Annotated in this window: 14 protein-coding genes; 10 read left to right on the top strand and 4 right to left on the bottom strand. The window is 64.5% G+C overall.

Going from position 1 to position 15,153, the window contains the following annotated elements; all coding sequences use genetic code 11:
• The first annotated feature begins 58 nt into the window (after positions 1 to 58).
• From ACX9NE_RS18340 to ACX9NE_RS18360, 5 genes are all read left to right on the top strand, one after another.
• Entirely contained in the window at positions 59 to 1,243 is a 1,185-nt protein-coding gene (locus ACX9NE_RS18340) for an acyl-CoA dehydrogenase family protein (RefSeq protein ID WP_459363944.1), read from the top strand.
• Between the two features lie 196 nt (positions 1,244 to 1,439).
• Positions 1,440 to 2,171: a 3'(2'),5'-bisphosphate nucleotidase CysQ gene (locus ACX9NE_RS18345; RefSeq protein WP_459363945.1), complete on the top strand. Its 732-nt coding sequence runs from the start codon at positions 1,440 to 1,442 to the stop codon at positions 2,169 to 2,171.
• A gap of 157 nt (positions 2,172 to 2,328) precedes the next feature.
• Positions 2,329 to 3,573 carry a hypothetical protein gene (locus tag ACX9NE_RS18350; protein ID WP_459363946.1) on the top strand — a complete coding sequence of 415 codons (1,245 nt, stop codon included), beginning with the start codon at positions 2,329 to 2,331 and terminating at the stop codon, positions 3,571 to 3,573.
• Positions 3,570 to 4,991: an MFS transporter gene (locus ACX9NE_RS18355; RefSeq protein WP_459363947.1), complete on the top strand. Its 1,422-nt coding sequence runs from the start codon at positions 3,570 to 3,572 to the stop codon at positions 4,989 to 4,991. Before ACX9NE_RS18350 ends, ACX9NE_RS18355 begins: the two co-directional genes overlap by 4 nt.
• Positions 4,933 to 6,102, top strand: a complete 1,170-nt coding sequence (locus ACX9NE_RS18360; protein ID WP_459363948.1) for a pyridoxal phosphate-dependent aminotransferase — start codon at positions 4,933 to 4,935, stop codon at positions 6,100 to 6,102. Before ACX9NE_RS18355 ends, ACX9NE_RS18360 begins: the two co-directional genes overlap by 59 nt.
• Here ACX9NE_RS18360 and ACX9NE_RS18365 read toward each other — a convergent pair.
• Positions 6,074 to 6,931, bottom strand: a complete 858-nt coding sequence (locus ACX9NE_RS18365) for a DUF3159 domain-containing protein (protein ID WP_459363949.1) — start codon at positions 6,929 to 6,931, stop codon at positions 6,074 to 6,076. The genes ACX9NE_RS18360 and ACX9NE_RS18365 overlap by 29 nt on opposite strands.
• Positions 6,932 to 7,026: 95 nt before the next feature.
• Between ACX9NE_RS18365 and ACX9NE_RS18370 the strand changes: the two genes are divergently transcribed.
• Positions 7,027 to 7,551 carry a PadR family transcriptional regulator gene (locus tag ACX9NE_RS18370; RefSeq protein WP_459363950.1) on the top strand — a complete coding sequence of 175 codons (525 nt, stop codon included), beginning with the start codon at positions 7,027 to 7,029 and terminating at the stop codon, positions 7,549 to 7,551.
• A 5-nt stretch (positions 7,552 to 7,556) separates the two neighbouring features.
• Here the strand turns inward: ACX9NE_RS18370 and ACX9NE_RS18375 are convergent, their stop codons facing one another.
• Positions 7,557 to 7,955, bottom strand: a complete 399-nt coding sequence (locus ACX9NE_RS18375) for a DUF417 family protein (RefSeq protein ID WP_459363975.1) — start codon at positions 7,953 to 7,955, stop codon at positions 7,557 to 7,559.
• A gap of 134 nt (positions 7,956 to 8,089) precedes the next feature.
• On the bottom strand, positions 8,090 to 9,298 hold the full coding sequence (locus ACX9NE_RS18380) for a MalY/PatB family protein (protein WP_459363951.1): 1,209 nt from the start codon (positions 9,296 to 9,298) through the stop codon (positions 8,090 to 8,092).
• 179 nt (positions 9,299 to 9,477) lie between these two features.
• Here ACX9NE_RS18380 and ACX9NE_RS18385 point away from each other — a divergent pair, with 179 nt between their 5' ends.
• The gene (locus tag ACX9NE_RS18385) at positions 9,478 to 10,365 is read left to right on the top strand and encodes a hypothetical protein (RefSeq protein ID WP_459363952.1); all 888 of its coding nucleotides are present in this window, start codon (positions 9,478 to 9,480) and stop codon (positions 10,363 to 10,365) included.
• A 126-nt stretch (positions 10,366 to 10,491) separates the two neighbouring features.
• Here the strand turns inward: ACX9NE_RS18385 and ACX9NE_RS18390 are convergent, their stop codons facing one another.
• Entirely contained in the window at positions 10,492 to 11,337 is an 846-nt protein-coding gene (locus ACX9NE_RS18390; protein ID WP_459363953.1) for an SDR family oxidoreductase, read from the bottom strand.
• A 143-nt stretch (positions 11,338 to 11,480) separates the two neighbouring features.
• Here ACX9NE_RS18390 and ACX9NE_RS18395 point away from each other — a divergent pair, with 143 nt between their 5' ends.
• From ACX9NE_RS18395 to efeO, 3 genes are read left to right on the top strand one after another with little or no spacing between them, the layout of a single operon-like run.
• Positions 11,481 to 12,500, top strand: coding sequence for an LLM class flavin-dependent oxidoreductase (locus ACX9NE_RS18395; RefSeq protein WP_459363954.1), 1,020 nt, complete (start codon positions 11,481 to 11,483; stop codon positions 12,498 to 12,500).
• A 3-nt stretch (positions 12,501 to 12,503) separates the two neighbouring features.
• Positions 12,504 to 13,700 carry a cytochrome P450 gene (locus ACX9NE_RS18400; protein WP_459363955.1) on the top strand — a complete coding sequence of 399 codons (1,197 nt, stop codon included), beginning with the start codon at positions 12,504 to 12,506 and terminating at the stop codon, positions 13,698 to 13,700.
• 58 nt (positions 13,701 to 13,758) lie between these two features.
• On the top strand, positions 13,759 to 14,952 hold the full coding sequence (gene efeO, locus ACX9NE_RS18405; RefSeq protein ID WP_459363956.1) for an iron uptake system protein EfeO: 1,194 nt from the start codon (positions 13,759 to 13,761) through the stop codon (positions 14,950 to 14,952).
• Positions 14,953 to 15,153 lie beyond the last annotated feature (201 nt).

Below are 15,153 nucleotides of genomic sequence, written 5' to 3' on the forward strand. Positions count from 1 at the left end.
CGTCAACGTGTCGTTGTTCGGGGCAGTGTCATGGTCAGCAAACGCGATAGGAACGCCAATGACGTCGACAACCGAAGTGAGCGGCCGGACAGTTTCGCTGGCCCGGGGGATGCGGGACCTGGTGCGTGCCGAGGCGGCCGAATGCGAGCGGATAAGAACCCTGACCGACGCCGTCGTCGACGAAATGTGGGGCAGTGGGTTGATGACCGCGCTGAGCCCGGCCCAAGCCGGCGGCGTCGAGCCCACACTGGCCGAGATGATCGATACCTGGATCGAAATGGCATGGCAGGACGGCTCTTTCGGATGGATCGGGATCGCCAACCTGCCGTCACGGTTCGCCGCCGCCACCTACCTGAACGACGAGGGTTTCGCCGAGGTGTTCACCGCTCACGACAACCACGTCACGATGGGCGGACAGTTCTTTCCCAACGGCCAGGGCGCGGTGGTCGACGGCGGCTACCGGTTGAGCGGATCGTGGAGCTTCGGCTCGGGCACCGGTCATTCGCAGTACGTTGCCGCGGGTTTCTTCCCGATGGACAACGGCGAGATGCGCTGGATCAGTGAAGGCATTCCCGACATGCAGGTGGCGCTGGTGCCCCGGGACGAGATCCAATTCAACGACGGCTGGTATGTGCAAGGCCTCAAGGGCACCGGCTCATACGACTACAGCGCCCAGGACGTGTTCGTACCGGGCAGCAGGACCTTCGGGTTGTTCGATCGCCGGCCCTACCGGGGGACGTCCCCGGCAGCGCACATGGGGCTCATGCCGGTGACCGCCGCCGGTCACGCGTCGTGGGCTCTGGGGGTCGCCAAGAGCATGCTCGATGACGTGGCCGAACTGGCCGCGACGAAATTCCGCATGAGCGACATGGCGTCGCTGGCCAGCCGCCCGACCTTCCAGAAGGGACTGGCCCATCACGTGTCGGCGTGGCGGGCTGCGCGGCTGTTGGTCGTGGACGCATTCAGCACCGCTGAGGCCGCAGTTGCCGCGGGGGATGAGTTGACCCCGATGTTGCGGGCGGACATGCGTGCGGCAGCAGTCTTTGCCACCGACATCGCGCGCGAATGTGCGGAATGGGCGCACCTGGTGGCGGGAACCAGTTCGATCCGCGAAGGCACTCGTCTGGAACGGGCGTTCCGCGACATCTACACGGGCACCCAGCACGCGTTCATCAGTGAGAAGGTGGCCATCGACTCAGCGCAGATCTGGCTCGGTGTGATCGAGGACCAGTTCGGGCTCTGATCGCCCGCGGCGCCGGTACGCTCGCCGCACCGAACGTGAAACCTCGGTTGAATGTCCGCCGATTTTTCGCCCTGGGCTCACGTTCGGCAAGCACCAACCGCGGGTGTCCACCGTGGTCATATCGTCCGTGCGTAGCCGGGTAAAGTCGGTTTACATAGCCAACATTTACCGGGAATCGTTGAGGAATCCGCTTGCCATGAATGACCATGCACTGGCCGCCCAGTTGGCCTCCGAAGCCGGCCGGTTACTGCTCGGGGTACGTTCGGAATTCGCCCACGCCGCTGCCGGTGAGCGGAAAGCAGCGGGAGACAAGCGATCTCATGACTTTCTGATGGCGGCCCTGAGTCAAGCCCGGCGGCATGACGCGGTGTTGTCCGAGGAGGGTGCCGACGACCCCGTGCGGTTGCGCAGCGAGCGGGTGTGGATCGTCGACCCCCTGGACGGTACCCGGGAATTCTCCGAACTCGACCGCGAAGACTGGGCGGTGCACGTCGCGCTCTGGCAGTCCGGTGAACTCGTCGCCGGCGCGGTGGCGCTGCCGGCGCAGGGGATAACGCTGGCGACACCGGAGGTTTTGCCGCCGCCGGAAGCTTCCGGCAAGCCTCGCATCGTGGTGTCGCGCACCCGCCCGCCGGCGATCGCGTTGGCCGTCCGCGACGCCCTGGACGGCGTCCTGGTCGAAATGGGCTCCGCCGGGGCCAAAGTGGCCTCGATCGTGCAGGGGGTGTCCGACGTCTACGTGCACGCCGGCGGTCAGTACGAATGGGACTCGGCGGCGCCGGTGGCGGTCGCGCGGTCCGCCGGTCTGTACACCTCGCGCATCGACGGGTCGGCGCTGGCCTACAACCAGGCCGACCCCGAGCTGCCCGATCTTGTGGTTTGCCGTCCCGAACTGGCCGACCAGGTTTTGGCCGTCACCCGGCAATAAGGTTGCCGCCCGTCGGTCGGGGGAACGCTGTTCCGCCAACAGGGGGACAGTGGATTCATCCCGTTCGGTATCCGCTCAGGTGACAGACACCCGGAGGCACTCAGGGCAATGTAATCCCTGGCAAGTTCTTAACTTTTCATAAGCCAGGGGAGACTCGATGCGGGGCGAACTGATCCTCGGGTCAGCGGTAACGGGTGCCAAATTCACTCCGCGTAATCACGCCACGACGGGCAATCCCTTCATTGACCTCGTGTCGCGAGGCCAAACCATCAAATCCGACGTCGCCCAACTCGTTGCCGAGGCCGCTGCCCTCTTCGACATCGGAGTCAGGTACTACCACTACCACGCGCGTAACCCGCTGACCCAGGAGCAGAGCACCTGCAACTCGCTCTACTCGTCGGTGAGCCACGAGATTCAGGACCGGCTACCCGGAATGTTGATCAGCTTCGGAGCCAGCCGCAATGGAGTCGAAGTCAAGGAAGCCATCCGGCGTCATGGCGAATGGGAGCGCATCAGTCAGGCGGCGCTACCGTTGCACCTCGGCGGCGCACACTTCGTCACCAGTCAGGCCGCGGTGGAGCTGCAGGTCATTCTCGACATGGAGCGCCAGGGCCAAGACATCGGTATCGAGGCGGCCTCCAGCCCTGAGTTCGCCCGGGTGGTGCGCCACTACGTCGCATCGAAGCGCGACGGCGAGACCGCCCTGGACGTGCACTCCACCAGCGGCGGCAGCAGCTACGGCAGCACATCCCCGCATACCCAGTTCGAGGTGTACTGCAAGGCCGTGGACGCGCGCCGGCGGCTGCACCTGCTGCACGAAGTGGAGTGGGTTCAATTGGATCGCAGCTACGCGATGACGCGGTTCGCCACCGAACATCCCCTGATCGGTCTCGGATCGGAAGGCCAGCTCAACATCACGCTGCTGTTCGGGTTCTCGCCGCGTTTCCCGTTCCCGCGTAGTTATCAGGAGTTCCGGCACGCGGTGTCGCTGGCCAAGTCGCTCGAATACGACTTGTCCGGCCGGCGGGTCCGCAGTGTGACCATCTCCGCCGGTGCGGCGGTGCTGCCCCAGCATGCGCAGAACCATGTCAAGGAACTCGAATTCGGTGCGCGCAAGGGACAACGTGCCGGACCCATGGAACGGCTGGCTTGCTATGCTGCCCAGCCGGACAGCGGCGTCGATGTGATCCGCTCGGGTATGGAAGACACCCCCTACATCGTCACACCTGACGGCGAGGTGACGCTGACCGACAACTTGGGTTTGGCCCACCAGGTCAAGAGCATGGTTGAGGGGTGCGGATCGGAGCTGCTCACCGACCCCCGCGCAGTGCGGCAGCGGATGGGCTTCGATGCGTTGACACGGGTGATCGAGGTCGAGCCCGCCACAGTCGCCGCCCGATGATCACGCCCCGTCACCGGGGTGTGGCGGTAGCCGTCTGCACTCTGTCGACGTTCATCGTCAACATCGACAACACCGCGTATCAAGTGGCGCTGACCCAGATTCGCGACACGCTGCCCGCCACGTTCGCCCAGGGACAGTGGATTCTCGACGGTTACATCCTGACGCTGGCCGCCCTCGAGATCGTTGCCGGAGCCTTCGGCGACCGGTTCAACAAACGCAGCCTGCTGGTGACCGGACTGCTCGTCTACATCGCCGGTTCGATCCTCACGGCGTTGGCGCCCAACGCCGTTGCGCTCATTGCCGGCCGGGTGGTTTCGGGTGCCGGCGCGTCGATTCTGGTGCCGATCGGATTGGCGATGGTCCGGGTGATAGCCCGTTCGCCCAGGGAACTGCACGGCTTTACCGGTGCCTGGGGGGCGGTGGTGGGCCTGGGCATGGCCACCGGACCGCTGGCCGGTGGTGTGATCTCCGGAACCTGGGGCTGGCGCATGCTGCCGGTTGCCACTGCTGTGTTGGCGGGGATGTTCGCGTTGCTTTCGGTCGCGTTCCTACCGTCGACGCCGGTGCGCAATTCCCCGCGACACGACTGGAGCGGCATCGTTGCGCTGGGCATGGTGATGTTCGGCCTGATCGGATTGTTCATCGCCGTGGGCCAACGCGGTCTGATCGTTGCGACGAGTCTGCTGGTCGTAGTGACGCTGGTGGTGGCGTGGCTGATGACCCGGTGGCGGCGGGTCGGCGCGTTCCCTATTCCGCAACAGGCTTGTCAGTCCGGCACCTTCCGGGCGGCAATGTGGGTTGCGGTCGGCAACTACACCTGTGTGGGCGGAGCAATCTTCTTGCTGGCGACCGGTTACTTTCAAGCGAGCCAACATCTTTCGGTGATTGTCGCCGGCGCCCTCCTCGTTCCTCTTGCGCTGGGATACACGGTAGGCGCCCGCACTTCGCCGACGATCATGGGTCGGTTCGGACCATTTCACGCCGTCGTCGCGGCCGGACTGCTGATGCTGGCATCGAGTGTGGCCATCCCGGTGCTTGTCGGCCTCAATGCCGGCGTGGCGTCGGTAAGTGTCGTCGCGGCCTTCCTTGGCGCGGGTATGGGGATGGCCAATCCACCGACCACGGCGCTGACCATGTTGGAACTACCCATGGAGTACGCGGGTATCAGCGGTGCCTTTGCCTCTACCGCGAGGCAGGTCGGTCAGGCGATGGGAATCGCCGCCTGCGGCGCCGGCTACGCTTTGACAGTGCTGGGCGATCTGCCCCCGTTGTTCCCGTGGGTAGTCGTCATCCTTGCTGCGGCGGCCGTTACGCTGATCGGAACCCGTTGTCTGTCTTCGCAGTTAGGAGGTGGCCATCATGAGGTCGTTGTCAGCGCGATCGGCCGGCGACCCGTCGCCAACGCTGGCGCTCAATGAGACCGTCGCCCAACTGCGGAGGTCGGGGGCCGACATCATTTCCTTCGGCGCCGGAGCGCCCACTGTGCCGCCTCCGCAGGTGACGTTCGGGGCGCTCGCCGACTTCGACGTGGCGACGTCTTCGGGCTACGGTGGCAGCCGCGGTGAGCGTGCCCTGCTCGCAGCGTTATGCGGTTGGTACCGAACGGCATTCGCAGCTTCGACGACACCGGAGCATCATCTGGTGACCAATGGTGCCAAGCAGGCGATCATGATCGCGTTGCTGGCGTTGTGCGATGCCGGTGACCAGATCGCGATTTCCGATCCCTATTGGCCGAGCTACCCGGACATGGCCAAACTCGCAGGCGTGACCGTCGAACTTCTTCCGTATGAATCGGGCGCGCCCGACGTCAACGCGTGGATCGACCGGGTGAGCGATCGCACCAAGGTAGTCATGTACTCCAGTCCCGCCAACCCGACCGGTTCGGTTCTCACACTGGACGACATCCGGACGCTGACGGCCTGGGCCAGGGACACGGGCCGGTGGATCATCGCCGACGAGATCTACCAGTTTCAGTATTTCCGCGCCGGTGGCGCCGCGCCGTCGGTGCTGCAGTTGCCGGTCGAGCAGACCGAGCAGGTACTGCACATCTCCAGCGCGTCAAAGACATTCGCCTTGATGGGTCACCGGGTCGGTTGGATCACTGCCCACCCCGACGTGATCCGCCGCTGTGCCGGCATCGCCTCGAACATGGCCGGCAATGTGAACACGCCCGCGCAGGCGTTGGTGGCTCGCGCGTTGTCGACTCCTCGGGCCGAATTGTCGGACCGCTGTGCGCAACTCGAGCGTCAGCGCGACGTCCTGTGTTCGGGGCTGGAGTCCGTGCCGTGGCTGCGCTGGCGCAAGCCCGATGGCGGATTGTTCGTCTGGTGTGAACTGGCGAGTGCCTACGTGGGCGATTGGGACGGCGACGCTATAGCGGCCGCACTGCTGGCCGACCAGCACGTGGCCGTGGTGCCGGGCTCCGCCTTCGGTCACCGTGACGCGGTGCGACTGTCGTTCACCGAGCCTGCGGACCAGATCCGTGCGGGCGTCGAGCGAATCAAGACGTGGGGTCGGGAGCGTTTGTGAGCTTCGCCAGCATCCGGGACACGATACTGCCGCCGGCGATTAGCGCAAGGGCCACAACGAAATCGACGGATCCGGTAATCAGCCCCACCACCCCGGTGACGGTGACGAAGGTGGGCAGCCAGTCAACGACCTGCAGGGCCGACGGCACCTGCGCCTCATCACCGTTGTCCAGGTCGAACATGGCGGTGGCGTAGTCCGGGTAGTACTCGGTGAATGCGACGGCGAAGAAGATGGCCGCCAGCTGCAGGATCCAGCCGGTCCAGAAGTTCTCCGGGTCGTGCAGGATCAGATTGCCCACCAAACCGCTGACCGCCGCGAAGGTGAACGCGCCCGCCCACACGCCGGTGATCACGTCGTTGATACGCTTGAACAGCGGGCTGTTCCAATGTTCCTGCGGTGTAGTGTCTTTGGCGTAGGCCATGGTGAACGGCCTGCGGATCGACAGGGTCAGCCACGCGAATACCGCCAGGGCGAGATTAGTCAGCTCGCCGGACCAGGCCTCGAGAAAGCGGACCAGGTTGCCGTTGGCGAACAGGCCGACCACGGCGAGTGCGGCGAAGAACATCGCACCGAAGACCTCCAGCGCGTGAATCTTGATGCCGCGGGCCAACCCGATCACCATGACCGCGACCGAGAACGCCAGCGCCGAACCGACAGCGATCTCGAAGCGGCCTTGTGTTGCGAGGACGGATAGCAGCGCCCACGGCGCGATCCCGGAGAACGGTGACTTGAGGAACCCGTCCAGCGCCTTCGTGACGCTGCGACGTGGCGTGTTCGTCGGGTCTGTCGATGGCTGCCTGTTGCCCTCGGTGGGTACTGGGTGGGTCATGTGAACTCCCGATCGTCCTGACACTCCAATATAGACATGTCAATAGTGAAGCATAATGGACTGACATGTCAACTATGGAAGGTTATGATGGGCCGGTGAGTTTGCGACATGCTGCGTTAGGCCTACTCTCCCAGGAACCCGGAAGCGGTTATGACCTGCTGAAACGGTTCAAGGAATCGATGGACAACGTGTGGCCGGCCACCCAGAGTCAGCTGTATGGCGAGCTCAACAAACTCGCCGACGCGGGGTTGATCAAGGTGTCCGACATGGGCCCGCGCGGCCGCAAGGAGTACGCGATTACCGACGCGGGTCGTGCGGAGTTGCACCGGTGGATGCGGTCTCCGCACGAGGATCCGCCGATCCGCAATGCCACGTTGTTGCGCGTTTTCCTGCTCGGGCAGCTGACCCGGGATCAGGCACGCGAATACTTGCAGTCGTTGCTGTCGATGTCCGAGCAAGAGCACGCTCACTACGCTCAGATCCTCGCGTCGCACGACTGGACGGTCGACGACGACGCCTTCTTCGCCCGAGCCGCCCTCGAGCAGGGGCTACGCTGGACTGAACACGAAATCGACTGGGCCAATTGGGTTATCGACGGCCTGAACAAGCGAAAGGGTTGAGTGCCTCAGGCATCCGTCCTCGCTCGGACGCCCGGGTGTCCGGCACGCAGGGCATCGCCCAGCGTAAAGACGGCCACACCGAGCAGCACAATATCTTTGAGCAGAAACTGACCCGGCTGGGCTGTCAGGACGGGAACGCCGGCGGCGTGTGCGGTGACCAGCCCGGGCGTGGTGAACAAGAAGCTCAACGTGCCCAGGAACAACCCAATGGCCAGAGCACTACCCACCGCCGAGGCCTTCGGCCAGCATGGACGGACCGCAATGAGCAGTGCGGCAATGATTCCCAGCGATCCCAGCGTTCGCGCGACGGTCGTCACACTGGCGTAGTCGTAGATCCAGCTCATCAAAGGGCTGTGCTCGATCAGCACGCGGGCTTCCATCTTCACGTACTTGCCGAATCCGATCTAGGCCAGCACCAGGACCAATTCGTAACGGCTTAACTGTATGCCGGCGAATTCCAGCGCGGAGTCGCGGTAGGTGGGAGGCACGCTCTCGTATACGGATTGCGGATCCTGCCGGTTCATCGGGCGGCCACGCGTCAGGTGAGTTCGCGGACCGCTCGGCCCATGCGCGTAATCGCCTCGGTCAGAATCGCTTGCGAAGTAGCGAAGTTCAGGCGTACATGTCCGGTGCCCCCGGTGCCGAAGACGTGGCCCGAGCTGAGAGCTACCCGGGCATGGTTGACGAACCAGCGCGCCGGGCCGGACAGGTCCGATACCGCCTTGATGCCCTCGGTGTGCTCCTCATGAAACCCGAGTTCGCGGCAGTCCAGCCATGCCAGATAGGTGCCCTCGGGACGCAACAGCCGTACCCCGGGCAGGTGCTCAGCGACTAGATCTGTTAGCAGAGTCCGGTTTTGGTGCAGGCCGTGCAACAGTGCGTCGAGCCAGCCGCCGCCACTGCTGAAGGCGGCAGTGTGGGCGATGAGGCCGAGATGACTGGCGCCATGGCCGACTTCCTCGGGCATGCGCCGCAAGTCGGCCGCCGATTCCGGTCCGGCGATGGCCAGCGCTGCCTTGAGTCCGGCAAGATTCCACGCCTTGGATGCCGACGTCAAGGCGAGCGAGTTCTCAGCTCCGGGGACGCTGAGGTAAGGGGTGAAGCGGGCGCCGGGCAAAACGAGCGGCGCGTGAATCTCGTCGGAGACCACTCTGATGTCGTACTGTCTGGCCAGTTCGGCTGTGGCTCGAAGTTCTTCGGCGGTGTGCACCGCGCCCGTCGGGTTGTGCGGATTGCACAGTAGATAAGCGATCTTGCCGCTGGGTCCGGCCGCCCTGCGGGCGGTTGTGAACGCATCTTCCAACGCGTCCAGGTCAATTCGTCCGCCGTTGCCCAGCGGTGCTTCGGCGACGGTACGGCCGTCGTGCGAGACGAAGGCGTAAAATGGGGCGTACACAGGCGAATTCACGATGACGGTGTCGCCGCGATCGGTGACCAGGCGCAGCATCTCGACAACGCCCAGCATGACATCCGGCACCACCCGGGTGCGAGCCACCGACAGGCCGTCCCACAGCCAACGCCGGCCGGCGAATTCGCTGATCGCGTGAGCGTAGCCCTTGCCGTGCGGGTATCCGGTGTCGCCGGTGTCGACGGCGTGGTGGATGGCCCGGGCCACTTCAGGGGCGAGGTGGACGTCCATCTCGGCGACCCACAACGGCAGCACGTCGGCCGGGTATGCGCGCCATTTCATGCTGGTGCGGTGGCGCAACTGCTCGAGCGTCAAGTCCTCGAGCGGGTTGGCGTTCACGCGCGCGTTCTCGCGCGCGTTCGCTCGCGCGTTCGCTCGCGCTTTCACGCGCGAGTTCTCGCGCGAGCAGTCGCAAACTCGCACTATTTCCTCGTCCACCATGCGATTTTGCGACTGCTCGGCAGCGGTGTCCACAGGGGTGACTGGTCGACCCGAGATGCCGCGAACATGCTCGCACTATGCTGGCCGAAGCAATAGCGCTCATGGAGCAAGGCGGCGGACTCGCCACAACAGCTCAGTTGCTGACGAAAATGACTCGCCAGCAACTCGACGTTCAGGTGAAAGCAGGCCGCATCCAACGGGTGTGGCAGGGGGTCTATGCAGCACGGGACTTGAATTTGTTGGAGCGCTTGACCGCACTGGACTTGTTCGCGGGTCGGCATGTGGTCGCGTGTATGGGCACCGCTGCTCGCTTGTACGGGTTCGACACCGAGAACACCGCCGTCATTCACGTGCTGGATCCCGGCGTGCGCATGCGCCCGACTGTTGGCCTGATGGTTCATCAGCGTGTTGGAGCGAGGTTGCAGCGGATCTCCGATCGTCTCGCCACGGCGCCGGCGTGGACGGCGATCGAGGTTGCCCGACAGCTCCGCCGGCCGCGCGCATTGGCAACGCTGGACGCTGCCCTGCGTTCGATGCAGTGCAGCCGCAACGATCTGGAGTGCGCGCTTGCCGAACAAAAGGGCCGTCGCGGCATCGTCTCGGTCCGCGGCCTGCTGCCGTTTGCTGACGGACGTGCCGAGTCGGCGATGGAAACCGAAGCCCGCCTGGTCATGATCGACTTCGGGCTACCGCTGCCCGAACTTCAATACGAGATTCTTGGAGTCGACGGTGGCTTGTTCAGGGTCGACTTCGCCTGGCCCGAACTGCGACTGGCCGCCGAGTACGACAGCATCGACTGGCATTCCGGACGCACGGCAATGCTCCGCGACAAAGCGAAGTGGGGCCAGATCCAGGAAGTCGGTTGGACGATCATCCCCGTAGTGGTCGATGACGTCAGGGTATATCCGGCACGCCTCGCCGAGCGGATTCGCAGCCACCTCAACCGCCGGAGGTTGGCCGGCTGATCTCGGCCGCCGCCCCGCCCGCCCCGCCAGCCCGCGGCCCCGCCCCGCCCCGGCCCGCGAGCAGACGCAAAATCGCGCTGGAACATATGTTCCAGTGCGACTTTGCGTCTGCTGGCGCCAAGAAAGCTAGGCCAGCTGGACGCGGCCGGTGATCAGATCCATGATCGCCTTGCCCGGGGCGAAGGATCCGGTGATCGACGCCATCGCGTGTCCCTGGTCGACGTTCAATGTGATCCCGTTGACCGACGCGGCCGCGTCGCTGTTGAGCATGATCATCGCCTTGCCGATGTCATCGGGGGTCAGCGTGGCGCTGCCGGTGTCGTCGCGGTAGTCCTGCGCGAAGGTCAGCCACAGATCGGCGTTGGCGCGGGCCAGGGGAGTGTCGGTGGGCCCCGGGCACACCGCGTTGATCCGCACGCCCTTCTTCTGCAAGGGGTAACCCTGCCACGCGACGTAGCCGTTGATCGCCTTCTTGCTGAACCCGTAGTGGATGATGCCCTGCGGCTCGCGCTCCTGACACCAATCGTGAGCGGACTTGTAGTCCGGCGCGGACAGGAAGTCCAGAACGAGTTCGAGGTCGTTCTCCCAGCCCATTCCCGCGACCGACGAGATGAAGCAGATGGCAGCACCCCGGGGGAGCAGGTCCTTGTCGAACAGCCGCTCGATCAGGTGGCGGTGCCCGATGAAGTTCACCCGCATCAGCTTTGGCCCGTCGGCTACACCGGCGGCGGAGAACAACTTGTGCACCGGACCGTCGAGCTCGTCGACCGCCCGGTCAATCGAATCCTGGTCGCTGAGGTCCAGCGAGATCACGCGATCAACGTCGAAGTCCACCGGCGCGAAGTCCATCACGGTCACATGTGCTCCGAGGGACTTCGCAATTTTCGCCGCCGCGGCGCCCATCCCGGTCGCGCCACCGACCACCAGGACCCGCTTGCCCTCGTAACCCAATAAGTCTGACGCCGTCGTCATCTTCTGCCCCTTATTCCCTGGTGGTTCGTGCAACGACGTTACAGTATCCGGACAAGATGTAAGTTTCAATCGCGACGGTTGACCACCTGTCGCGGGCCCGCGTAGCCTACGTGGGACAAAAATTAGGTCGGCTGGGAGTCGCCGTGTTCACGCTGCGCTTCGACATGCGGGCTCCGGCGTTCGGAGCCGATCCGGCGGCTCTCTACGCCACTGCGCCGGAGATGTGCGCATGGGCCGAGAACCACGGCTGCCTGGCAGCGGTCATGTGCGAGCACCACGGGTCCGAGGACGGTTACCTGCCGTCCCCGCTGCTCCTGGCCTCGGCGGTGGCCGCAAGGACGCAGCGGCTGGCGCTGACCCTGATCTTGATTTTGCCGTTCTACGACCCGGTGCGACTGGCCGAGGACATGGCGGTCCTGGACATCCTGAGCGCCGGCCGGGCCGCCTACGTTCTGGCGCTGGGCTACCGGCCGGAGGAATACGAGATATTCGGACTGGACCTCGGCGACCGCGGCCGGCTCGCCGACGAGAAACTGGGGTTGCTTCGTCGATTGCTGGCCGGGAAAACGGTGGTGCAGGACGGGCGACAGATCTTCGTAACGCCACGGCCGCTGACCGACGCAGGGCCCGCATTGATGTGGGGTGGTGGCAGTCTGGCCGCAGCCCGGCGGGCGGGCCGTTACGGGCTGGGCATGCTGGCCAATGCGAATGTACCCGGTATGCGGCAGGCCTACGAGGATTCCTGCCGCAGACACGGGTTCGAGCCGGGGCCCACTTTCTTTCCCGACCGCAATACTCCGTCGGTGTGCTTCGTCGCCGACGACGTCGACCGGGCCTGGGCCGAGTTGGGCGAGTATCTGTTGCACGACGCGCGCACCTACGCCGCCTGGAACCCCGGCAACGAGGTCTCCGCGGGATTCACCCACGTCGATACCGTGGACGAGCTGCGCGATGCTGCCGCGTCACACGTGATCTATTCAGTGCCGGAAGCGATTTCACGAGTGCGTGCCGGCAAGATGCTTGCCCTGTCGCCGTTGTGTGGCGGCCTGCCGCCGGAAATCGCGTGGCCGTATCTCAGACGAGTGGGTGAGGTCGTGCTGCCCGAGGCGTCGGGTCCGGCCGACAGCACCCTCAACGAGTTGTTGTCCAACAAGAACGGGTGAATGATGACCGGGGCCAGCACCGCCGAAATCTACTACGACCCGTTTGATTTCGAGATCGACGACAATCCGTACCCGATTTGGAAGCGGATGCGCGACGAAGCCCCCCTGTACTACAACGAGAAATACAACTTCTACGCCCTGAGCCGGTACGAAGACGTCGCTCCCGAACTGACGAACTGGCAGACCTACCGATCGGGCCGCGGCACCACCATGGACATCATCATGAGCGGCATCCAGGTGCCGCCCGGGGTGATTCTCTTCGAAGACCCGCCGTTGCACGATCTGCATCGAAGGTTGCTGTCCAGGGTTTTCACGCCTCGGCGGATGGAAGCGATCGAACCGCTGACCCGGGATTTCTGCATCCGCGCTCTCGACCCGCTGGTCGGATCGGGACGGTTCGACTTCATCGAGAACCTCGGGTCGATGATCCCGATGCGCACCATCGGCTACCTGCTGGGCATCCCGGAGGAAAACCAGGCGCACATCCGCGATCGCGGCGGTCGTGCCATCAACCTGACCGAAGGCACGTTCCGGGCGGTCGACCACGACCTGTTCGAGAAGAGCTACGAGGTGTTTTCTGACTATATCGACTGGCGGACCGAACATCCTTCTGACGACTTGATGACGCAACTACTCAACGCCGAGATCGTCGACGACGGCGTGACCCGGCGCCTCGATCGCACCGAGGTGCTGATGTACACCAGCATGATTGCTGGCGCCGGCAACGAGACGACGACGCGGCTGATCGGCTTCATCGGCCAGCTGTTGGCCGAGCATCCCGACCAGCGCCGTGAGATCGTGGAGAATCCCTCGCTGATCCCGCTGGCCATCGAAGAGGTGTTGCGTTTCGAGGCGCCTTCGCCGGTGCAGGCGCGCCACGTCGCCCACGACGTCGAGTGCCGCGGCACCGTCATCCCTGAGGGCTCGATCATGTTGTTGCTCAACGGATCAGCCAACCGCGACGAGCGCAGGTTCGTCGACGGTGAGCGCTTCGACATCCATCGCGGCGGCGCGCATCTGAGTTTCGGGCACGGCCTGCACTTCTGCCTGGGCTCGGCACTGGCTCGCATGCAGGCCCGCGTCGCGCTCGAGGAGGTCATCAAGCGTTGGCCGGAGTGGGAACTCGACTACGCCAACGCCGTCAAGGCGCACACCAGCAGTGTGCGCGGCTGGGCGAAACTGCCGGTCATCACCGGATAGGTCCACGGGCCGATGTCATTGCCGGAGTGCGGGCAGGCGCTCGGGTAATGTCTCGCCGGTGTCCGCCCATCGGTTGCCTACCGCCGTGGTGGCGCTCGCTGTCGCGGCCGTCGGTTGCAGTCATGGGGGCAAGGCGCCTCCCAGGACCAGCAACGCCGTCAAGGTGACGATGACCAACGACGGTGGCAGCAATCGGTGCGTGCTGGACACCACGAGCGTCCCGGCCGGCCCGGTCACCTTCACGGTGTCCAATGTGGGTGCGCTCGGCATCGCGCACATGGAGTTACTCAAAGACCAGCGCGTCATCGGCGAGAAGGAAAGCCTGGACCCCGGCGAGGACCCGGTGTCGTTCACCGTCACGCTGGACGGCGGCGCCTACCAGGTCTATTGCCCGGGAGCAGGTATCGAATACCAGACCCTGACGGTGACCGGACGCGCACCGGCGCCGCCCACCGGACCGCTGGCAACGATGTTCGAACAGGGCTGCAAGACCCACGCGACCTACGTCGTCGACCAGATGAGTCAGCTCACCGACGCGGTGAACGCACTCGACGCCGCCGTGCAGGCCGGCGATGTCGAAGGGGCAAAAGCTGCCTATGCCAAGGCGCGGCCGTTCTACGAGCGTATCGAGTCCAGCGTGGACGGCTTCATGCTGCCGGGATTCACCGTCGGTGACAACGCGGGAAACCTCGACTATCTGATCGACATGCAGGAGGCCACACCCGTCGACCCAAAGGTCGGCTGGAAAGGATTTCACGCCGTCGAGCGCGACCTGTGGCAGGCTGGCGCGATCACCCCCGGTACCAAGGCGCTCAGTGCCGAATTGGTCAGTAACGTCGGCAAACTGAATACCACCGTGACCAACCTGCAATACCGTCCGGAGGATCTGGCCAACGACGCCGCCGACCTGATCGAGGATGTCCAGAACACCAAGATCACCGGCGAGGCGGAAGCCTTCAGCAACCTCGACTTCGCCGACTTCGCCGCCGAAGTGGAAGGCGCGCAACAGATATACGCAACGTTGCGGCCGGGGCTGGACAAGATCGACGGCAATCTGGTTAGACAGATCGATCAGCAATTCCAGGATGTGGTCGCCACCTTGAACACCTATCGTGATGCGGCGATGCCGGGAGGCTATCGCAGGTATACATCGGAGTTGAGGGAGCGTGACACTCCCAAGCTGACCGCGGTCGTCCAGGCGCTGCACCAGAGCCTGTCCGCTGTCGCCCAGAAAATTGTGACGGCGAACTGATCGACGGACTGTTCAAACCCGTGTAAACGGGTACGGCAACCCGATGGAGATCACCATCACCTTCATCGGGAACGCCACCACGCTGATCCGCAGCGGGGACATCACGGTGGCCGGGCTGGTCGAACCGACCACTACACCTTCTTCGCGTCACCGCTGTCTGACTTCCTGCGCGAGATGCAACGCCGTGGCCTTTCTGACCGC

It is taken from the genome of Mycobacterium sp. ML4 (assembly GCF_054515735.1).